Annotated in this window: 25 protein-coding genes and 2 tRNA genes; 1 reads left to right on the top strand and 26 read right to left on the bottom strand. The window is 34.5% G+C overall.

Annotation, left to right across the window (positions count from 1 at the left end):
- Window positions 1–12 precede the first annotated feature (12 nt).
- Entirely contained in the window at window positions 13–615 is a 603-nt protein-coding gene (locus ACTJFD_RS04395) for a hypothetical protein (RefSeq protein WP_442259895.1), read from the bottom strand.
- Here ACTJFD_RS04395 and ACTJFD_RS04390 point away from each other — a divergent pair.
- The gene (locus tag ACTJFD_RS04390) at window positions 614–1249 is read left to right on the top strand and encodes a YigZ family protein (protein WP_442259894.1); all 636 of its coding nucleotides are present in this window, start codon (window positions 614–616) and stop codon (window positions 1247–1249) included. The two genes, ACTJFD_RS04395 and ACTJFD_RS04390, sit on opposite strands and share 2 nt — an antisense overlap.
- 46 nt (window positions 1250–1295) lie before the next feature.
- Here the strand turns inward: ACTJFD_RS04390 and ACTJFD_RS04385 are convergent, their stop codons facing one another.
- From ACTJFD_RS04385 to smpB, 25 genes are all read right to left on the bottom strand, one after another.
- Window positions 1296–2006 (bottom strand): GntR family transcriptional regulator, encoded by a 711-nt coding sequence (locus ACTJFD_RS04385; protein ID WP_442259893.1) that lies wholly within the window; start codon window positions 2004–2006, stop codon window positions 1296–1298.
- A 161-nt stretch (window positions 2007–2167) separates the two neighbouring features.
- Complete coding sequence (locus ACTJFD_RS04380) at window positions 2168–2344, bottom strand: hypothetical protein (RefSeq protein WP_442259892.1); 177 nt, start codon at window positions 2342–2344, stop codon at window positions 2168–2170.
- A gap of 115 nt (window positions 2345–2459) precedes the next feature.
- A tRNA-Gln gene (locus tag ACTJFD_RS04375) sits at window positions 2460–2531 on the bottom strand.
- Between the two features lie 15 nt (window positions 2532–2546).
- Window positions 2547–2627 (bottom strand) — tRNA-Tyr (locus tag ACTJFD_RS04370).
- Between the two features lie 82 nt (window positions 2628–2709).
- Entirely contained in the window at window positions 2710–2940 is a 231-nt protein-coding gene (locus ACTJFD_RS04365; protein WP_442259891.1) for a DUF2969 family protein, read from the bottom strand.
- Window positions 2941–3075: 135 nt separating this feature from the next.
- Window positions 3076–3732, bottom strand: coding sequence for a CBS domain-containing protein (locus tag ACTJFD_RS04360; RefSeq protein ID WP_442259890.1), 657 nt, complete (start codon window positions 3730–3732; stop codon window positions 3076–3078).
- Between the two features lie 4 nt (window positions 3733–3736).
- Complete coding sequence (locus ACTJFD_RS04355) at window positions 3737–4447, bottom strand: ABC transporter ATP-binding protein (protein WP_442259996.1); 711 nt, start codon at window positions 4445–4447, stop codon at window positions 3737–3739.
- On the bottom strand, window positions 4441–5217 hold the full coding sequence (locus ACTJFD_RS04350) for an ABC transporter ATP-binding protein (protein ID WP_442259889.1): 777 nt from the start codon (window positions 5215–5217) through the stop codon (window positions 4441–4443). Before ACTJFD_RS04350 ends, ACTJFD_RS04355 begins: the two co-directional genes overlap by 7 nt.
- Window positions 5195–6163 carry a branched-chain amino acid ABC transporter permease gene (locus tag ACTJFD_RS04345; RefSeq protein WP_442259995.1) on the bottom strand — a complete coding sequence of 323 codons (969 nt, stop codon included), beginning with the start codon at window positions 6161–6163 and terminating at the stop codon, window positions 5195–5197. Before ACTJFD_RS04345 ends, ACTJFD_RS04350 begins: the two co-directional genes overlap by 23 nt.
- 8 nt (window positions 6164–6171) lie before the next feature.
- Window positions 6172–7047 carry a branched-chain amino acid ABC transporter permease gene (locus ACTJFD_RS04340; protein ID WP_442259888.1) on the bottom strand — a complete coding sequence of 292 codons (876 nt, stop codon included), beginning with the start codon at window positions 7045–7047 and terminating at the stop codon, window positions 6172–6174.
- Window positions 7048–7078: 31 nt separating this feature from the next.
- Entirely contained in the window at window positions 7079–8275 is a 1197-nt protein-coding gene (locus ACTJFD_RS04335; RefSeq protein WP_442259887.1) for an ABC transporter substrate-binding protein, read from the bottom strand.
- A gap of 138 nt (window positions 8276–8413) precedes the next feature.
- Window positions 8414–9595: an ABC transporter substrate-binding protein gene (locus tag ACTJFD_RS04330; RefSeq protein ID WP_442259886.1), complete on the bottom strand. Its 1182-nt coding sequence runs from the start codon at window positions 9593–9595 to the stop codon at window positions 8414–8416.
- Window positions 9596–9707: 112 nt separating this feature from the next.
- Window positions 9708–10001, bottom strand: coding sequence for a membrane protein insertion efficiency factor YidD (gene yidD / locus ACTJFD_RS04325; protein ID WP_442259885.1), 294 nt, complete (start codon window positions 9999–10001; stop codon window positions 9708–9710).
- Between the two features lie 91 nt (window positions 10002–10092).
- Entirely contained in the window at window positions 10093–10272 is a 180-nt protein-coding gene (locus tag ACTJFD_RS04320) for a DNA-directed RNA polymerase subunit beta (RefSeq protein WP_442259884.1), read from the bottom strand.
- Window positions 10273–10290: 18 nt separating this feature from the next.
- On the bottom strand, window positions 10291–11592 hold the full coding sequence (gene murA, locus ACTJFD_RS04315; RefSeq protein WP_442259883.1) for a UDP-N-acetylglucosamine 1-carboxyvinyltransferase: 1302 nt from the start codon (window positions 11590–11592) through the stop codon (window positions 10291–10293).
- 104 nt (window positions 11593–11696) lie between these two features.
- Window positions 11697–11936: a DUF1146 family protein gene (locus ACTJFD_RS04310; RefSeq protein ID WP_442259882.1), complete on the bottom strand. Its 240-nt coding sequence runs from the start codon at window positions 11934–11936 to the stop codon at window positions 11697–11699.
- 44 nt (window positions 11937–11980) lie between these two features.
- On the bottom strand, window positions 11981–12409 hold the full coding sequence (locus ACTJFD_RS04305; protein WP_442259881.1) for a F0F1 ATP synthase subunit epsilon: 429 nt from the start codon (window positions 12407–12409) through the stop codon (window positions 11981–11983).
- Between the two features lie 15 nt (window positions 12410–12424).
- Window positions 12425–13831: a F0F1 ATP synthase subunit beta gene (gene atpD / locus ACTJFD_RS04300; RefSeq protein WP_442259880.1), complete on the bottom strand. Its 1407-nt coding sequence runs from the start codon at window positions 13829–13831 to the stop codon at window positions 12425–12427.
- Window positions 13832–13849: 18 nt separating this feature from the next.
- Entirely contained in the window at window positions 13850–14767 is a 918-nt protein-coding gene (locus ACTJFD_RS04295) for a F0F1 ATP synthase subunit gamma (protein ID WP_442259879.1), read from the bottom strand.
- A 21-nt stretch (window positions 14768–14788) separates the two neighbouring features.
- On the bottom strand, window positions 14789–16321 hold the full coding sequence (gene atpA / locus ACTJFD_RS04290) for a F0F1 ATP synthase subunit alpha (RefSeq protein WP_442259878.1): 1533 nt from the start codon (window positions 16319–16321) through the stop codon (window positions 14789–14791).
- Window positions 16322–16351: 30 nt separating this feature from the next.
- Window positions 16352–16894, bottom strand: a complete 543-nt coding sequence (gene atpH / locus ACTJFD_RS04285) for an ATP synthase F1 subunit delta (protein WP_442259877.1) — start codon at window positions 16892–16894, stop codon at window positions 16352–16354.
- A complete protein-coding gene (gene atpF / locus ACTJFD_RS04280) occupies window positions 16887–17408 on the bottom strand; it encodes a F0F1 ATP synthase subunit B (protein WP_442259876.1) in 522 nt (173 codons plus the stop codon). The genes atpH and atpF overlap by 8 nt, the downstream gene beginning before the upstream one ends.
- An 80-nt stretch (window positions 17409–17488) precedes the next feature.
- Window positions 17489–17701 carry an ATP synthase F0 subunit C gene (atpE, locus tag ACTJFD_RS04275; RefSeq protein WP_442259875.1) on the bottom strand — a complete coding sequence of 71 codons (213 nt, stop codon included), beginning with the start codon at window positions 17699–17701 and terminating at the stop codon, window positions 17489–17491.
- A gap of 40 nt (window positions 17702–17741) precedes the next feature.
- Window positions 17742–18464, bottom strand: coding sequence for a F0F1 ATP synthase subunit A (gene atpB, locus ACTJFD_RS04270; protein WP_442259874.1), 723 nt, complete (start codon window positions 18462–18464; stop codon window positions 17742–17744).
- A gap of 488 nt (window positions 18465–18952) precedes the next feature.
- Window positions 18953–19417: an SsrA-binding protein SmpB gene (gene smpB, locus ACTJFD_RS04265; RefSeq protein ID WP_442259873.1), complete on the bottom strand. Its 465-nt coding sequence runs from the start codon at window positions 19415–19417 to the stop codon at window positions 18953–18955.
- Window positions 19418–19422 lie beyond the last annotated feature (5 nt).

Raw genomic sequence — 19422 nt, 5'->3', positions numbered from 1 at the left:
CTTTTTATTTTTTTATTCATTATCAACTTCTTTAAATTGTGATAACATGGTATTTAGCTCGTCGATTAAGGCTTGATCTGGGTTCTCATCACTTGTCCAAGCAGCAAGATTAATATAATATTGATCCATCTCTATCAAATAAGAACGATAAGTTAACCAACGTTTTTTCTGATCTTGCAATTGAAACCCTAAATATTCAGCGGACTTTCCATTTAATTTCTTAGCTTCAGGTTTTATTTTAATCTTACCACCTGCATCCGTTACCTTATTAACAAAAGTTTCTGTGTACTGGGTGAGAGTCAGTGCTTTTTTCTCTTCAAATCCTGCAGACATAAACGCTTTTTTCTCTTTGTTAGCCACAAAAAAAGCAACCTTTGAATCTTTTTCTGGAAACTTAATCCAACCATCTAATAATCTAAACTGATAATCTTGCTTATCAAAATCAAACGTATAAATAAGAGCATCTTCTGGCGATTTACTTTTATGCTCCTTAGGTTGCTGCTGTTTTTGACAGCCGATTAAAACAAAGAAAAGCGAGCAAAGTAGTAATAAATTTATTTTTTTTTCTGCACAATAACATTCCTTTCTATAACTAACATTGGAGGTTTTTATCATGTCATCTCATTACTATACCATAAAAAAAGATAGTATTTATGAAATTGAAATAAAAAAATCACGTTTCATTTGTTCTCTTTATCGAATCAAAGATGAAGAACAGGCCAAAAGTATCATCACAAAGATAAAAAAAGAACATTGGAAAGCGAACCACAATTGCTCGGCCTATGTTCTTGGTGAAAATCAAGAAATCCAACGCTCTAGCGACGATGGTGAACCCAGTGGTACTGCTGGTGTCCCGATGTTAGAAGTATTAAAAGTCAAAGAACTTCAAAATGTCTTAGCTGTTGTTACCCGCTATTTTGGAGGTACTAAACTAGGTGCCGGTGGTTTAATTCGTGCCTATAGCCAATCTGTTTCAGAGGCATTACTTAATGTAGGACTTGTTGAGGGAACTTTGCAACAAGAATTAATCGTCAAAATTGAATACTCTAATCATAGTAAAGTAGAATATTTTACCCAGCAAGAAGAACTCATTATCAAAGAAAGTCAATTTACAGATAAAGTCACTTTAATTATTATGGTTGATGAAGATAACGTAAAAAACATTCAAGAGAAACTGATCAATCTCCTAAACAACCAATGTGAACTATCTTTAGGAAATACAGACTACATTGAATTAGATTTAACTTAACATAAAAAGGATTACGATTAAAAAAATATTAATCATAATCCTTGTTTTATTTTTCTAAGAAAAACTCAAAGCGTTCTCCTACATATTGACTTCGAACGTATTCAAAAGGTTGACCATCTAAAAAGCAGGAGACTTGACGTAACCGTAAAACTGCATCACCTTTTTTTATTTCTAAATAATCAGCTATTTTTTCTGAAGCAATTAAAGCAGATATCGTTTGGGAAGATTTTCCAATTCGTTTGTGTCCTTGTTTTTCTAAAGCAGTATACAAAGACTTAGTAATTTCGGTTTTATCAAATTCAGCTATAATTTGATAGGGAATGCTTGCAACTTCAAAACAAATTGGGATGTCATCAGCATAACGTATTCTTTCCATTTTAACAATTTCATCATCTTTACCAATCTGAAGGCGCTCCATCTCACTCGAACTAGGTTTTGTGACAAAATAAGAAATCGTTCGACTTGAAGGAATACTCCCTTGAGATGCAACAATTTTAGAAAAACTTGTTGTTCCAAGCATCGTTTCCTTAACTTTTCGTTGAGCAACATAAGTTCCTGAACCAACTTTTCTCTCCAAAATCCCTTCATCTGCAAGTGTTTGAATCGCTTGTCTTAATGTCATACGGCTAACACCAAAGACTTCTGATAATTCTCTTTCCGATGGAAGGCGGTCCCCAATATTCCAATGTCCAGCTACAATTTTACTTTTTATCTCATCATGTATTTGAAGATACACAGGTAATTTAGATGAAACCATCATTAGCACATCCTTTACAGTCATAGTCTTACTTTTCATTATAAACGGTATAGACGGTACTAACAAGCCTAAAAATGAGAAAACGCGTTTAAATCAAAGTTCGATTTCCACGTTTTCTCATCATTAATCATAAAGGACTAGGTAATTCATCCTTTTTTTAATTATCTTACTTTTGCACGCCATTTTCTTAAATTTTTCTTTTCACGTTGGTAAAAATTGACACGAGAAGGTTTCATTTTTATACCATTGGCTTTAATTTGATCTAAAACCTCTGCATTTTTTATGACTTCTCGATAATTTAATAATTGATCTGTTAATTTTTCTGATAAATTTTCCACAAGACTCACTCCTTGTTTTAACTTTTAATCCACCTTAATTATAACATAAAAATTAAATTAAATAAAAAAATTGCTATCAACTAATTAGTCAATAGCAAACATCTTTTAAAAATGACTGGGCTAGCTGGATTCGAACCAACGAGTGACGGAGTCAAAGTCCGTTGCCTTACCGCTTGGCTATAGCCCAAAAAAAAAAAAAGAATGGAGGGAGGCAGATTCGAACTGCCGAACCCGAAGGAGCGGATTTACAGTCCGCCGCGTTTAGCCACTTCGCTATCCCTCCAAATCAGTTGATTGGTTATCAACCCGACTTCAATATAATAACTAATATTCAACTAAAATGCAAGTCTTTTTCAAAAGTTTTTTTAATTGTTCAAATTCCAGTGTTTTAATAATTCTTCAATTGCATCATCAAGACTTTTACTAGTTAATTTAAAATCATCTAAACCATTGACTTGAAATTTATTTCCTATAATTTCAGAAACTTCACCAATTATTTTTTTCCCAATTAATACTTCGTAGACTGTTTGTTCTGTTCCAGAAATATCTTTAACGATTTCATTTATCGAAACTTCAATCGGTTTATTTTTTTTCACTTCGCAACATCCTCTCATAACTTGTGGTAACCTTATTGAGGATATCATAAATCAGCTTATTTGTTAAGTCTTATCTCAGATTACATCAATAAAAAAGCAGAGCTCCGACAAGCTCTACTTAAATTGATGAGATTTTCAAACTGTTTTAGGTAAAGTTGCCAATGCTGATAGAACATCGTAACCATTGCTACTTAATAATCTTTTTACCGCTTCAGCATCCGTCGCTGTTAATTGAATAATAATAATCGGTTCATTCGTTTTACGAAAGACAACAATTTGTACAATATTTAATTTTTCTTTTGAAAATAATTGTGTCAAATGAGCTAAAACACCGGTATGATCATCTGGTATTTTTACAACGACTCGCGTGCCAGCCTCTAGATAACCCGTGACTTCCAGGAATGCATCAAAAATATCATTATTCGTAATAATCCCTATAACTTCATTTGCCGTATTAACAACTGGTAAAACACCTATATTAGCTGATCGCATTTCATAAATGGCATCTTCCAATAAGCTATCGGGGCCAATCGTTTTAACTTGTTTAATCATCACGTCTTTTACCACTGTTTTATTAATCAAATAATTCATCTCATAAACACTCAAACTAGTTGCCTTAGACGGCATTGCTTCTTGGATCGTTCCTTCTGTCACTAATCCAATTAATTTTCCTTGCTTAATAACTGGTAGACGATGAATATCATGTTTTTTCATTAATTCTACTGCACAAACTATTTTTTCATCTTCAGTAATTGTAATAACTCCCGTACGCATAAAATCTTTTACTAGCATTTGCTTAACCTCCTAAGTATGCTTTTTGAACTTCGGAACTTTGAAGTAGATTTTCTCCTGTTCCCTCTAAAACCAATTTACCTGTTTCCAAAACATATCCTCTATCCGCAATACTCAATGCCATTTTAGCATTCTGTTCAATGAGTAAGACCGTTGTTCCTTGTTGATTAATTTCTTTAATAATCGAAAAGATTTCACGGATAAAAATGGGAGCTAACCCCATTGATGGTTCGTCTAACAGTAACAATTTTGGGCGTGACATTAAGGCTCTTCCCATCGCCAACATTTGCTGCTCACCACCAGAAAGTGTGGATGCCTCTTGATTTTTTCGTTCAGCTAAAACAGGAAAACGCTCAAAAACAGTTTTCATTATCATCTGACTCTCTGCTCGGTTCGGGTAAAGATAGGCTCCCAATTCTAAATTTTCCAACACTGTTAAACCAGAAAAAATATGTCGTCCTTCTGGTACTTGAATCAAACCAGATTTCACAATTTTAGCCGCTGGCATTTTTTCAAGTGGTTCATCCATAAATGTCATTGTTCCCTCACTAGGCTTGACTAACCCAGAAAGTGTATGTAGAATAGTCGTTTTCCCCGCACCATTCGCTCCAATTAAACTAACAATTTCTCCTTGTTTCACTTCAAAACTAACTTTTTTTACTGCGTGTATCATTCCATAATGTACAGATAAATTATCTACTTTTAACATCACAATTCACCACCCAAATAGGCTTTTATAACTCTTTTATTCGATTTTATCTCTGCTGGTAAGCCTTCCGCAATCAACTGGCCATATTCCAAAACATAAATACGTTCGCACACTTCCATTACAAGAGACATGTCATGCTCAATCAAAAGTATGGTTAAATCAAATTCTTTTTGTATTTTTTTTATTAAATCTGTTAATTCTGCAGTTTCTTGTGGATTCATCCCTGCCGCCGGCTCATCTAAAAATAAAACTTTAGGTTGTGTTGCTAAAGCTCTGACAATTTCTAAGCGACGCTGTTCACCATATGATAAATTTTTAGCAATTGTTTCTGCCTTGTTCTCCAAATCAAAAATTGCTAATAGCTTTAATGCTTCCTCTTCCATGTCATTTTCTTCATGATAAAATTTAGGTAGTCGTAACAAACCCACTAATGTTTTTTGCTTGACACGAGTATTAATAGCCACCAATACATTTTCTAAAACGGTCAAGTCTTTGAAAAGACGGATATTTTGAAACGTTCGACTCAAACCTAACTCTGCTATTTTAAATGGCTTTAAACCATTTAGGCGATATTCATTTTTTTCCTTATTCAATAAAACATCCCCACTGCTTGGAACATAAACTCCCGTCAAAAGATTAAATAAAGTCGTTTTTCCTGCACCATTGGGACCAATTAAACCCACTAATTCATTTTCTTCTAATACAAGATTAACATTTGAAACAGCTGTTAATCCACCAAAGTTTTTTGTTAAATTATTTACTTCTAGTAGTGACATTCATTCGTCCCCCTTTTTTAAATAATTTTTTTATCGATAGCTCTTTTGTTCCTAATAGACCAGAGGGTTTAAAAATCATAATAATAATTAATGCTAATGCGTAAATAATCATACGAATGGTTCCCGCATCTTGTAAAAACATATTTAAAAAACCTAATAAAATAGCCGCTAAAAAAGTACCTGTTATGCTTCCAACTCCACCAAAAACAACAATAATTAAAATATCAATTGACTTCATAAAATCAAAATTTTGGGGCATGATTGTTTGAAAATAACTAGTATACAAACCACCCGCTAAAGCTGCTGTCATCGCTCCAATAACAAAAGCAATGACCTTATACTTAGTTGGATTAACCCCCATCGCTTCAGCAGCTATTTCATTATCACGAACAGATAAAGTTGCTCGTCCTGAAGCACTATGAATAAAATTAGTAATCACAATCACTGTTAAGCAGACACTCAAGTAGACCATCGACCAAGTAACAAATGGTTTAATTCCAAAAAGGCCTGCGGGACCATTTGTCAAACTATCAAAGTTCATAATCACAATTCGAATAATCTCTGCAACGCCTAAAGTCGCGATGGCTAAATAATCTCCTGATAGACGAAGCGTTGGAATTCCGACGATTAAAGCAATAAAGCCTGACAAACAAATTCCAACTAAGATACCTAATAAAAATCCTGTAAATGTCGGCATTCTCAATGTAATAATAGCCATTGCATAGGCACCAATAGCCATAAAACCTGCGTGTCCCAATGAAAATTGACCTGCAAAACCGATGACTAAATTAAGTCCAGTTGCTAAAATAATATTGATACCAATCATCACCAAAGTTGTTTCGATGACTGGTGTCATTAAACCTGTCACATAAAAAACAGCCAAAACGACAAAACCTAAAACCATCAAAGCTAACCAGCTTAAATTTACTTTTATATTTTTCAACAGTCATCCACCTACACTTTCTCTTTTAGATGTTTACCTAGCAATCCTGCTGGTTTAACAAGTAAAATAATTATTAATATTGCATAAACAACAGCATCTCGATAAGCTGTAAAGCCCAATGCACTTACGAAAGTCTCAATAATTCCAATTAAGAAACCACCCAATGCGGCGCCAGGTATAATACCTATTCCACCAAACACTGCAGCGATGAAGGCTTTCAGCCCTGGTGCAACGCCCATCATCGGATCAATACTATTGTAATACAAACCAATCAAAACACCTCCAGCTCCTGCTAAGGCAGAACCAATAGCGAAAGTAAATGAAATCGTATGATTAACGTTAATTCCCATTAACTGCGCTGCTGCAGGATCGACACTAACCGCTCGCATTGCTTTCCCCATCTTTGTTTTTTTAACAATAATTTGAAGTAAAACCATTAATATCATCGAAGTTACTAATATAATGACTTGAATTTTACTAATCATAAATAAACCCAAATCATAATTTTTATTGTCAATTATTTGTGGAAATGGCTTCGTATCCGCTCCCACAAAATAAATCATAACCGATTGAATAAAAAATGACACACCAATTGCTGTAATTAACGCTGCAATACGAGTAGAATTTCGTAAAGGACGATATGCTAAATACTCAATGATCACACCAATTATCGCACACCCTAACATCGCAAGTAGGAGTGTTGGAATTAAACCAAATTTGAATTGTTGGATCACATAAAAACCAATATAAGCACCCAACATATAGATTTCACCATGTGCAAAATTAATTAATTTGATAATCCCATAAACCATTGTATACCCTAGAGCTAAAAGGGCATACACACTTCCTAATGATAAACCATTTACAAATTGTTGGATTACTTCCATCTAAATTCACCTTCTCTTATCTCTTTTTTATTTAAGGATTAACACTTTCAGCACTAACTTGTTTTCCTTTCTCCAAACCAATTACAACGGCTGGTTTACGAGGATTATGATTTTCATCCATCGTCATGATTCCAGTGACTCCTTCAAAATCTTTTAATTTTTCTAGTCCTTTTGTCAATTCTTGACTATTTAATTTATCGCTATTTTTTAAAGCTGCAGCCATCATATAAATCGAATCGTACGCTAATGCATTAAATGCACTTGGATTTTTACCGTATGTTTTTTTAAAAGATACTATAAAATCCGGAACTCGAGCTGAGCTAGGAGCACTTTCCGAAAAATGGGTCGTATAAAATATATTACTCATATTTTCTTCACCAGCAATAGTGACCATCTTCTCATCAGAAAAACCATCTCCACCAAGTATTGGTTGCTTTATCCCCATTTCTCGAGCTTGTTTGACAATCAAACCTGCTTCTTCGTAATAACTAGGTAAGTAAATAAAATCAAAGTCTTGCTCTCGGAGCTTCGTTAATATTGCTCTAAAATCTTTATCTTTTTGATTAAATTTTTCATCTGCGACAATTTCTCCTTGAAAAGTGTCCTTAAAAGCTTTCGTTAGTCCTTTAACATAATCGCTAGAGACATCAGCTATGATAACTGCTTTTTTAGCCTGTAAAGAATTCATTGCATAATTTGCTAAGACAACACCTTGAAATGAATTTTGAAAACTCGTTCTAAACATATAGGGCTGAACTTGACCGTTTAAAACAGTAATGCTATCATCTGTTCCGGACGGTGTAATTGCTGGTATTTTAGCTTTTGTAATATTAGGGATTATTGCTTTTGATGAACTCGAAGTGACTCCACCTACAATACCAACTACTTGATCTTTAGTGGTTAAACTCGAAGCAATTGAAACTGCTTCAGATGTATCTGATTTATTATCTTTTTTAATTAACTTTATTTTTTTACCCTTAATACCACCCTTAGCATTAAGTTCTTTAACGGCTAAACGGATGCCTTCCATTTGTTGTTGGCCATAAGAAGCTACTGCACCTGACAGTTCTAAGTCAATACCTATTTTTAACTCCTTATTCTCTTCTTGCGCTTGATTAACTGCTTCCGTTCCTCCAATTAATCCGCCACCTGGTATCCCACCAATCGGGGCACTACATCCTGCTAAGCAAAATAAGAGCCCTAAAAATAACCCAATGCTTTTTTTCATGTTCCATCCTCCCAATTATCAGAAATAAACAAGTTGTTAAATAATATATGCTATTAAATAGCTAAATTCAACTGAATATTCAGAAAATTTAGAATATTAGGAACAATTTATTTAAAAATAGACTTAGATAGTCTTCTTTTAAGGATTCACAACTTCAGCACTTGCTTGTTTTCCTTTTTGTAACCCAATGACAACAGCTGGTTTCCTAGGGTTATGATTTTTGTCCATCGTCATATTTCCTGTAACTCCTTCAAAATCAGTAAGTTTACCTAATTCCTTCGTTAACTCTTCACTATTTGTCTTACTACATTTTTCTAGGGCCTCTTTTAACATATAGACAGAATCATAAGCTAATGCATTAAAAGCACTTGGACTTTTATCATATTTTTTTTCAAATTGTTCAATAAATTCAATGACTCTTTCAGAACCTGGTGCTTCTTTTGAAAAATGGGTTGTATAAAAAATATCATTCATATTTTTAGCTCCCGCAATTGTAACTAGTTTTTCATCGGAAAAACCATCACCCCCAAGAATTGGTTGTTCAATCCCCATTTCTCGAGCTTGTTTGATAATTAAACCCGCTTCTTCGTAATAACCTGGTAAATAAATAAAATCAAACTCTTTTTTACGTAGTTTTGTTAAAATCGCTTTAAAATCTTTATCTTTTTGATTAAATTTTTCATCTGCAACAATTTCACCTTTGAAAGTTTCTTCGAATGATTTAGTTAATCCTTTCGCATAATCACTTGAGACATCTGCAACAATGACGGCTTTTTTTGCCTCTAAAGAATCCATTGCATAATTTGCTAAAATGACACCTTGAAATGAATCTTGAAAACTTGCTCTAAAAATATACTCTTGAACTTTGCCGTTAAATACCGTAATACTATCATCCGTTCCGGAAGGTGTAATTGTAGGTGTCATTGCTTTTGTAATATTTGGAATGACTGCTTTTGAAGCACCAGATGTTGCTGGACCTATGATTGCAATCACTTCGTCTTTGGTTGTTAAACTAGAGGCAATCGTTGCTGCTTCTGCAGTATCAGATTTATTATCTTTTTGAATTAACTCAATTTTTTTTCCTTTAATTCCACCTGCTTGATTAATTTCAGAGACCGCTAGATCGATTCCTTCTTTTTCTTGATTACCATAAGAAGCAACTGCTCCTGATAGTTCTAAATTCACACCAATTTTTACTGTTTGGCTTTCTTCCTGTACTTTTTTTATGACTTCATTGTTTCCTGATACTCCTCCACCAGGAACGCCACAACCATTCATGAAGACTAATAAAAAAAACATAATACCTATTAATTTTTTCATAGTGTCCCTCCTTTTATTAAAAACATATGAGTTTCATATTAATATATGATAAAAATTAATTAAAGTCAATTCAACTTTCGGAAAATTCAGAAAATTAAATAAAAAAAAAGCCTCATCGGCCTTTTCTAAATTTTATCGGTTTTGTATATGGACCATAATAAGTTTCATCTTTATTTCTACGCAAGGTAAATTTTAATGGCACATAGTCAATTCCACCTTTTGCAAATGGATGACACCTCAAGATACGACTTGTTCCCATTGTGAGTCCTTTGACAGCTCCATGAGTGTTGATAGCGTCAATCATGTATTGCGAACACGTTGGATAGTATCGACAACTTTTAGGTAATAAAGGTGAAATAAATTTTTGATAAAATCGTACAGGTAATATAAAAATCTTTTTTATCATCAACACTCCTACTCAGAATTCAGCATAATTTAAAACGAAACAAAAGAGGCTATGACAAATTTTGATTTTGTCTTAACCCCTTTATTATTCCTTACTTCATAAAATCTAAAATATGTTGAAAATTACTTACATTAAAGGCTTCTGAAGGATGTCCCTTGCCGATAAAGACATAGCCGATGAAAATACCAATAAAGAATAAAACAACCAAAAACATTAAACAAAATAATAATAATGTCAGTTGTGAGATTACTTTTTTTCCAGTCATATTCATCGTAGAAATCATCCTTTCTTAAACTAATATTTCGGTGTTTTCAACCAAAATATCAGTCGCTTCATTAATTCTTTCAATATTTGCTCCAAGTTTTTTCAATTTTTTATGGAAATTGTAATAACCACGATCTAGATATTCGAGATGAGTGACCTTGGTCAGTCCCCCTGCTCGCATCCCCGCTAAAATCAAAGCTGCAGCGGCACGTAAATCAGTCGCTGATACTTCCGCTCCTTGTAACTCAGATACGCCTTCAATATGAGCCACATTATTTGAAATATCAAATTTTGCATTCATACGTTTCATTTCTTCTAAATGTTGAAAGCGATTTTCAAAAACAGTTTCTGTTAAGATACTAGTCCCTTCTGCCAACGTTAAAAGCACACTCATTTGAGCCTGCATATCGGTTGGAAAGCCAGGATGTGGCAATGTTTTAATATCCGTTGGTTTTAATTTTTCAGGACCAATGACTCTGATACCCAGAGCTTCTTCAGTAATGGTTGCCCCCATCTCTTTTAATTTTGAGATTAGTGGCTTGTTATGCTCCATTAAACCCTCTTCAATTAGGACATTTCCACCTGTTGCAGTCGCAGCAACCATAAATGTACCTGCTTCAATCCGGTCTTGTACAACTGAATGATCCGTTCCTATGAGTTCAGTAACACCTTCAATACGAAGTGTTTCAGTTCCAGCTCCTGTAATTTTAGCTCCCATTTTATTTAAAAAGATAGCTAAATCAACAATTTCTGGTTCACGTGCAACGTTCTCAATCGTCGTTGTCCCTTCGGCTTTGACTGCTGCCATCATAATATTTTGCGTTGCTCCAACACTTGGAAAATCTAAATAAATACGAGCGCCAACTAATTTATCAGCTTTCGCTTCGATATATCCATTTTCCTGTGTAATCGTTGCTCCTAAAGCTTGAAATCCTTTTAAATGTAAATCAATTGGACGAGAACCAATAGCACAGCCACCTGGCATTGCTACTTTCGCATGCCCGTTTCGCGCTAAAAGAGGACCCATTACAACAATCGATGCTCTCATTTTAGAGACATACTCAAAAGGAGCTTCACAACCTAAATCTTTTGTGGCATCAACATGAATAATATTTACATCTTGATTAAATTCAACTTCTGCATTCAAATGTTTAATCATTTGATTCATCATCAAAACATCTGAAAGAATCGGTGCATTTTTAATTGTAGAAATACCTTTATCAGCTAACAAAGTGCCCGCTAATATTGGTAAAACAGCATTTTTTGCCCCTTCAATTTTGACCTGCCCTCTGAGTTTATCAGAACGGCGAACAATAATGTATTCCATAATTCTCCCTCCAAAAACATAAGGAATAAGTATAAACCTTCTTGATTATAACATGGAATACTTAGAATTGGTATTTTAAAAGTATTTTATTAATTTGGACCTCATTAAATTGCTCCTTGAATCAAAGTTCTCATCAAATATATAATCTCTAAAAAGAAATTACTTACTGCAAATCCAATCACTACTGCGAGTAAACAATAAAACATCTTTATCTGTCGTTCATATTGTATTCCCTTCTTAAAAAGCATATCAAGTCTTAGTGATTGTAGCGTCCAAAAAGAAAGTGAAATAAAAAATAAGTGACTAATAATTCGAACTAAAGTATCTACACCATAGATATTCATTTTTTCCTCCTTATAAAACAAAAAAGATAAAGAGTAAAAACTCTCTATCTTCTCTTATTTGCAACATTTAAACGATTGATAGCACGGTGCAGCGCAATTTCTGCACGGTCCATATCAATAGTTTCATCTTGTTTTTGTCTTGCTAATTCAATTTTCTCTTCCGCTCTTTGTTTTGCGTACTTGGCACGTGAAACATCAATATTTTCTTCAGTTTCAGCACTATTAGCAATAATCGATACAACATTGTCTCGAATTTCGATAATTCCGCCATTTACGGCAACCCATTCAGAGTTTTTATTATCCTCTTCATCTAAATCAATTCGAACAGCATCAATTTGAAGCGGAGATATTAAAGGTGCATGGTTAGGCAAAATACCTAATGATCCTGCGACCGTGTTAGCAACTAAAAATTTTGCATGATGGTCAAAAATAATACCATCTGGAGTGACGATATTAACTACGAAAGAACTCATTTTCATCTCTCCCTATTAATTAATATCCATTTTTTCGGCTTTTTCAATGACTTCTTCAATGCGACCAACGTTTCGGAAAGCATCTTCTGGAAGATCATCATATTTACCATCCAAAATATCTCTGAATCCTTTAACTGTTTCATTCAATGGTACATAACTACCTGGTTGACCTGTAAATTGTTCTGCCACATTAAAGTTTTGTGATAAGAAGAATTGGACTCTTCTTGCACGTCCAACGATAACTTTTTCATCATCAGACAACTCATCCATCCCAAGAATAGCAATGATATCTTGTAATTCTTTATATCGTTGCAATAGACGTTGAACTTCCGTCGCTGTTTGATAATGCGCTTCGCCAACAATGCTTGGCTCTAATGCACTTGATGATGAAGCCAATGGATCAACCGCTGGGTAAATCCCTTGTTCAGCATAAGAACGTTCTAAGTTAGTTGTTGCATCTAAATGGGCAAACGCTGTTGCTGGAGCCGGATCCGTATAGTCATCAGCTGGCACATAAATCGCTTGAATTGACGTAATCGAACCATCTTTGGTAGAAGTTATTCTTTCTTGTAATTGTCCCATTTCTGTTGCTAAAGTTGGTTGGTAACCAACAGCTGAAGGCATCCGTCCTAAAAGAGCTGACACTTCAGAACCCGCTTGAGTGAAACGGAAAATATTATCAATGAAAAGAAGAACATCTTGTTTTTCTTGATCACGGAAATATTCAGCCATTGTCAAACCAGTTAAAGCAACACGCATTCTAGCACCTGGTGGTTCATTCATTTGGCCAAAAACCATGGCTGTTTTCTTGATAACACCAGAATCCTTCATTTCAAAGTAAAGGTCATTTCCTTCACGTGTACGTTCCCCAACACCTGAGAAAACTGAAATACCACCATGTTCTTGAGCAATATTGTGAATTAACTCTTGAATCAGTACGGTTTTACCAACTCCGGCTCCACCAAACAAGCCTACTTTACCACCTTTTAGATAAGGTGCTAACAAGTCGATTACTTTGATCCCAGTTTCTAAAATTTGAGTATTAGTACTTAAATCCTCATATCTTGGAGCTTTTGTATGAATACTGTGTTTTTTCATATCTTTTGGTAAAGGTTCACCTAAGTCAATTGTTTCACCTAAGACGTTGAAGACACGACCCAATGTTTCTTGTCCAACAGGAACGCTTATTGCTTCGCCTGTTGATACGACTTCCATCCCACGTTGTAGTCCATCAGTTGATTCCATAGCGATGGTTCTTACGACACCATCACCTAGTTCTAATGTAACTTCAAGAACAACTTTTTGTTTGTTTTCCGATTTATAAACGACTAAAGCGTCATTTATATCTGGTAACGATTGGTCTAAGGGAAATACTACGTCAACAACGGGACCAATTACTTGGGCTATTTTTCCTATTTTCATTAATCGTCTTCCTCCCCGTTATTCTTCTAATGCTGCGGCTCCACCAACAATTTCAGTAATTTCTTCTGTAATTGCGGCTTGACGCGCCCTGTTATACGATATAGTTAAATCATCAATAATGTTATTGGCGTTCTCAGTTGAACTCTTCATTGCTGTCATACGTGAAGCATGTTCAGCAGTTTTTGAATCTAGAACAGCTCCGTAAATCAAACTTTCCGCATATAGAGGCAATAACGTATTTAGGATTGCTTCTTCATCTGGTTCCATGATGTATTCTTGTTCAAACTCAGTTGCTTCACTAGCGTCTAAGTCAACAATCGGCAACATTTTTTCCGCACGAAAAGCTGAGGAAAGAGTGTTAACGTGATGATTATAACAAACATATAACTCATCAAAAACTTCGCTATTATACATTTGAATGGCAGAGTTTACAATTTTACGAATCTCATCATATTTCGGATAGTCACTCAACCCTCTCAACTCATATGCGACAGGCATGCCACGATGTTTGAAAAAGTCAGCACCCGTTCCTCCAATAGCCATTAAGACATAATTATCTTGACCCTCATGATCTTTTTTTAAAATCTCAAGAGTTTTTTTGATAATTGAACTATTATAACCACCTGCTAATCCTTTATCTGAAGTGACAACGATATAGCCAGTTTTTTTAACAGGTCGTTCAACCAATAATTGATTGTACATCTTCATATTGTTCTCATAGTTAGGATCTGAAACATTATCAATATCCTCTAATCGAGAAGAAGCCAAATGTGTTGTTATTGATCGAACTTTCGAAGCATATTCTTGAAAACGTCTGGATGATTGTTCAGATTTTGTCAATTTAGAGGCTGCTACCATTTGCATAGCGCTTGTAATTTGACTGGTCTTTTTTGTTGAAGCTATTCTCTTCTTAATATCAATAAGTGAGCCGCTCATTTCAATCACCGCTTTCTTTGATTATTTCAATTCATCAGCAACAGAGAATTTACTAGAACTAAAAATTTCTTTAAATTCATCAATTGCTTTATTCATATCTTCAATTTCTGGTAAGTTCTTAGTCGTTTTTATTGTATCGTAAATAGCAGGATAGTTATTGCCCACATATTCACATAATTCTTTTTCAAAACGTAAAATATCATTAACAGGTATTGTGTCTAAGAAACCTTTTGTTAATGCAAATAAAATCAAGACTTGTTGTTCAACAGGCATTGGTTCATGCACATTTTGTTTAAGAACTTCAACTGTACGCTTACCACGATTTAATTTGGACTGAGTTGCTGTATCTAAGTCTGAACCAAATTGAGTAAAGGCTTCTAATTCTCGATAGCTCGCTAAATCTAAACGTAAGGTTCCGGCCACTTGTTTCATTGCTTTAATTTGAGCAGATCCACCAACACGGGAAACTGATAAACCAGCAGAAATAGCAGGTCGAATACCAGAACGGAACAAATCACTTTCTAAAAATATTTGTCCATCAGTTATTGAAATAACATTCGTTGGAATATAAGCTGAAATATCTCCTGCTTGCGTTTCAACAAATGGTAATGCGGTCATCGAACCGCCACCTAAGGAATCATTCAATTTAGCTGCACGTTCTAACAAACGAGAATGTAAGTAAAAAACATCCCCTGGAAATGCTTCACGACCTGGAGGTCTTCTAAGTAACAATGAAATTTCACGATAAGCCGCAGCTTGTTTTGATAAATCATCGAAGATTATCAAAACATGTTTTCCATTGTACATAAATTCTTCACCCATTGCTGCTCCTGCATAAGGTGCTAAATATAATAATGGCGCAGGTTGTGAGGCACCGGCAGAAACAACAATCGTATAATCAAGCGCACCATATTTTCTTAATGTTTCTACTTGATTTCTAACCGTTGATTCTTTTTGACCAATCGCAACATAAATACAAATCATATCTTGATCTTTTTGATTAATAATTGTATCAATGGCAATTGATGTCTTACCTGTTTTTCTATCACCAATCACTAACTCACGTTGGCCACGACCAATTGGAACAAGAGCATCAATTGCTTTAATCCCTGTTTGTAAAGGTTGGTCAACAGATTGTCTCGCCATAACCCCAGGAGCTGCTGCTTCAATAGGACGTGTTTTATTTGTAATAATCTCGCCTAAGCCATCGATTGGATGACCTAAAGGATTAACAACACGACCAATTAAAGCATCTCCAACAGGAACTTCCATAATACGACCAGTTCTTTTGACTTTATCGCCCTCACGAATTTTTTCAAATTCACCAAGAACAATAATCCCAACACTTTCAGTTTCTAAGTTTTGAGCCATTCCAAAAACGCCATTATCAAATTCTAATAACTCTCCTGACATAGCGTTTTCTAAACCGTAAGCACGTGCAATACCATCACCAACGTATGATACGGTTCCCACTTCATCAACCGTTAGCGATTCTTCGTATTTAGCAAGTTGCTGTTTAATATGCGAACTAATTTCTTCCGCTTTAATACTCATGTATTTCACCTCTCACTTTGTCAACGAGCATCAATCTTGTAAAAGTTCAGCGTGTAGGTTTTCTAACTGAGTCCGTACACTCTGATCAATTACTCGGTGCTCAGATTCTACAATCACACCGCCCATGATTTTAGTATCTAATCGCGGACGTAAAATTACTTTATTAGCAGAAAATTGTCTGGCTAATTTTTCTTCAAGTTCATGTCTTTGATCCATTGTTAAAGCAACAGCTGTTGTTACATCAACTAAGACAATACCATAATGTTCATAATACAGTTCTTCAAATGAGTCGATAATCTCTGGAAATTCATTCATTCTTCCATAATCATAAACAGTATGAATGAACTTTGCGACTGTATCACTAAAATTTTTTTCTAAATCTTTGATAATATTTACTTTTTCATAACCAGACAAGCGATCATCCGTTAAGATTTCGCCTAAATCTGGAACCTGTAAATAAACATCTCGTAATTTTAAAAGCTCTTGATAGACTTCTGTTGATTCCTTTGTTTCTACAGCTTCTTTAAAAATTGCCTTGCCGTATGTACGAGCGATAGCATATTGTCTATTCATCGTTATCGACTCCTAGCTTTTCAATACTTGATTGAATTAACTCTTGATGAGTTGTAGCCGACAATTCCTTCTTTAATATTTTAGAAGCAATTTCAACTGATAAATCAGCCACTTCTTTTTTAGCTTCTTCAATCATTCGTGCACGCTCAAGTTTAATGTCTTCTTGAGCTTGTAGCTTCATTCTCTTAGAATGCTTTTCAGCATCTACTATAATAGCGTGTGCATTATTTTCAGCCGTTTCTTTAGCCTGACCAATAATAACTTGCGCTTCAGTACGTGCTTTTCTCAACTCATCTTCACGTTGTTTAGCTAGTGTATTTGCTTCGCCTCGTGACTTTTCAGCATTGTCAATATCATTAGCAATTTTTTCTTGACGCTCATCCATCATATTGACAACTGGGCCCCATGCAAATTTCTTCAATGCTAACATTAATATCAGAAACGAAACAGAAACAAAAAGAATCGTACTAAGCGTAGTTTGTCCAGAGCTGGCAATCAATAATTGATTGATCATATCCTTACTACACTTCCTTCCTCAAGTATCGCTACATTCAATAGCTGATACTTTCTTAGATGTATTTTAGACATCGCTTCTTACTTGAAGACCAACAATAATGCGATTACCACACCTAAAATTGGGACTGCTTCAATTAACGCAACACCGATAAACATTGTTCCTCTAAGTTGACCTGACATTTCAGGTTGACGAGTCATTGACTCCAATGTTTTAGAAATAACCTTACCATTACCATAAGCCGCTCCAATAGCTGCTCCAAAAACTGCGATAGCTGCTGCAATATATTGCATTACTGATCTCCTCCTATAAAATCTTCTTAAATAAATTTGATTATTCGTGTTCCACTTCTACCTTATGTGATAAGTACACCATTGTCAAAGTAACAAAGATGAACGCTTGTACCGCACCGATAAATAGTGAGAATGTTTGCCAGATAACTTCAAGTGGTAGTGCCAGTACAAATTTGACTGGACTCGATGCTCCAAGATTGGCAATTAAACTTAATAGTACTTCTCCTGCAAAGATATTACCGTATAAACGGAGACCTAACGTTAAAACGTTAGTAAATTCTTCGATTAATTTAATAGGTAATAAAATGGCAGTTGGTTTCATAAAACCATTAACAAAATAGTTTTTGACACCTTGCTTTCTTATCCCATAATAGTTGGTCAAGATAATCGAGATAAAGGCTAATGTTAGCGCCACTAAAGGATCAGCTGTCGGACTCTTCCAAAGTGACACGTCACTTGGAAATAGCGAAACTTTTGTCACTAAGCCGAGTATATTTGACACTAATATAAACATAAAAAATGTAAAGCCGAGTAAATGATAATTATCGACTTCTTTCCTCGGTATATTGTCTGAAACAATATTACGGACAAAATCGATTACAAATTCTAATACATTTTGTTTGCCCTTTGGTTTCATCTGTAAATTCCGACTACAAAAATAGACAATTCCAAAAACGATTAGACAAGTCAACACTGTCATGATACATATAGTTAAGTCAAAATAGACGCCCCCAATATTTTTTACCCAGGATACCTCTTCCATAGACCTCACCCCTTTTCTTTTATAAATACTTCTTTAACATAAAAAAAGAAGTTTTTTTTCCTTGGTAAGCTGTCACAATAAGCTACCAAACATTGCCCGTTAGTTGTCAAGTATTTTGCAACCAACTAGAAACATGATACCACCAAATGCTTAATAACACAAAGTAAATTAATGAAAAAAAACTTTATTTTCTAAGTTTATTTTCATTAACAATCAATCGTTATTTTTATTATCTCTTCACAATATAACTTTAAAGCAGTTATCATAATTACACTTGTTTTTCTTAGTTTAAAACGGTACCATCTTATTTTTTTCTAAGATAAATATAATGAAAAGGTTCTAAAAAAACAACTATTTATAATATCGGTTGTTTTATTAAAAAACTTAACCACAATCATTTAAATTGTCCCTTTCGAGTATTACACAGTCCCTTTGTCCAACATTCTAAAAAGCTAACTCTTAGTTTTCACTTAGAATTAGCTTTATTTTTATCTTTGTCTTTCACGTAATTCTCGATTAATCTCACGATTCATATCTTTTCGTTTCAAATCTTGACGTTTATCATACTGTTTTTTCCCCTTTGCAATTCCGATTAAAACTTTAGCAAATCCATCTTTTATATAGATTTTTAAAGGAACCAACGTAATTCCAGTGTTTTTCGTTTCATTGGTCAAGCGGGTAATTTGACGTTTATGCATCAACAACTTTCTTGTTCTAAGTGGATCGTGGTTAAATAAATTTCCTTGTTCATAAGGGCTAATATGCACATTTAACAAGTAGACTTCACCATTTCTGACACGAGCAAATCCATCTTTTAAATTGACTCGACGTTGACGAATGGCTTTAATTTCAGTACCTTTCAGAACGATTCCAGCTTCGATTGTATCGATAACAGCATAATCATGACGAGCCTTACGATTTTGTGCAATTAAACTTCCATCACCTTTTGGCATTTTTA

Source organism: Vagococcus sp. (genome assembly GCF_052102835.1).
GTDB lineage: Bacteria > Bacillota > Bacilli > Lactobacillales > Vagococcaceae > Vagococcus.
Note: the sequence above shows the minus strand (reverse complement) of the source record. Positions and strands in the feature narration are given on the sequence as shown.

Coding starts and splice junctions, on each gene's coding strand:
- atpE (WP_442259875.1), bottom strand. CDS start 17,701: ATGCAATATATTGCAGCAGCTATCGCAGTTTTTGGAGCAGCTATTGGA.
- ACTJFD_RS04320 (WP_442259884.1), bottom strand. CDS start 10,272: ATGAATATGACTGGAAAAAAAGTAATCTCACAACTGACATTATTATTA.
- atpF (WP_442259876.1), bottom strand. CDS start 17,408: ATGATCAATCAATTATTGATTGCCAGCTCTGGACAAACTACGCTTAGT.
- smpB (WP_442259873.1), bottom strand. CDS start 19,417: ATGCCAAAAGGTGATGGAAGTTTAATTGCACAAAATCGTAAGGCTCGT.
- ACTJFD_RS04390 (WP_442259894.1), top strand. CDS start 614: ATGTCATCTCATTACTATACCATAAAAAAAGATAGTATTTATGAAATT.
- atpH (WP_442259877.1), bottom strand. CDS start 16,894: ATGAATAGACAATATGCTATCGCTCGTACATACGGCAAGGCAATTTTT.
- ACTJFD_RS04350 (WP_442259889.1), bottom strand. CDS start 5,217: ATGTCACTACTAGAAGTAAATAATTTAACAAAAAACTTTGGTGGATTA.
- ACTJFD_RS04305 (WP_442259881.1), bottom strand. CDS start 12,409: ATGAGTTCTTTCGTAGTTAATATCGTCACTCCAGATGGTATTATTTTT.
- ACTJFD_RS04395 (WP_442259895.1), bottom strand. CDS start 615: ATGATAAAAACCTCCAATGTTAGTTATAGAAAGGAATGTTATTGTGCA.
- murA (WP_442259883.1), bottom strand. CDS start 11,592: ATGGAATACATTATTGTTCGCCGTTCTGATAAACTCAGAGGGCAGGTC.
- ACTJFD_RS04335 (WP_442259887.1), bottom strand. CDS start 8,275: ATGAAAAAAAGCATTGGGTTATTTTTAGGGCTCTTATTTTGCTTAGCA.
- atpB (WP_442259874.1), bottom strand. CDS start 18,464: ATGGAAGAGGTATCCTGGGTAAAAAATATTGGGGGCGTCTATTTTGAC.
- ACTJFD_RS04330 (WP_442259886.1), bottom strand. CDS start 9,595: ATGAAAAAATTAATAGGTATTATGTTTTTTTTATTAGTCTTCATGAAT.
- ACTJFD_RS04295 (WP_442259879.1), bottom strand. CDS start 14,767: ATGAGCGGCTCACTTATTGATATTAAGAAGAGAATAGCTTCAACAAAA.
- ACTJFD_RS04385 (WP_442259893.1), bottom strand. CDS start 2,006: ATGGTTTCATCTAAATTACCTGTGTATCTTCAAATACATGATGAGATA.
- ACTJFD_RS04340 (WP_442259888.1), bottom strand. CDS start 7,047: ATGGAAGTAATCCAACAATTTGTAAATGGTTTATCATTAGGAAGTGTG.
- ACTJFD_RS04360 (WP_442259890.1), bottom strand. CDS start 3,732: ATGCTAGTAAAAGATTTTATGCGTACGGGAGTTATTACAATTACTGAA.
- atpD (WP_442259880.1), bottom strand. CDS start 13,831: ATGAAAATAGGAAAAATAGCCCAAGTAATTGGTCCCGTTGTTGACGTA.
- atpA (WP_442259878.1), bottom strand. CDS start 16,321: ATGAGTATTAAAGCGGAAGAAATTAGTTCGCATATTAAACAGCAACTT.
- ACTJFD_RS04310 (WP_442259882.1), bottom strand. CDS start 11,936: ATGAATATCTATGGTGTAGATACTTTAGTTCGAATTATTAGTCACTTA.
- yidD (WP_442259885.1), bottom strand. CDS start 10,001: ATGATAAAAAAGATTTTTATATTACCTGTACGATTTTATCAAAAATTT.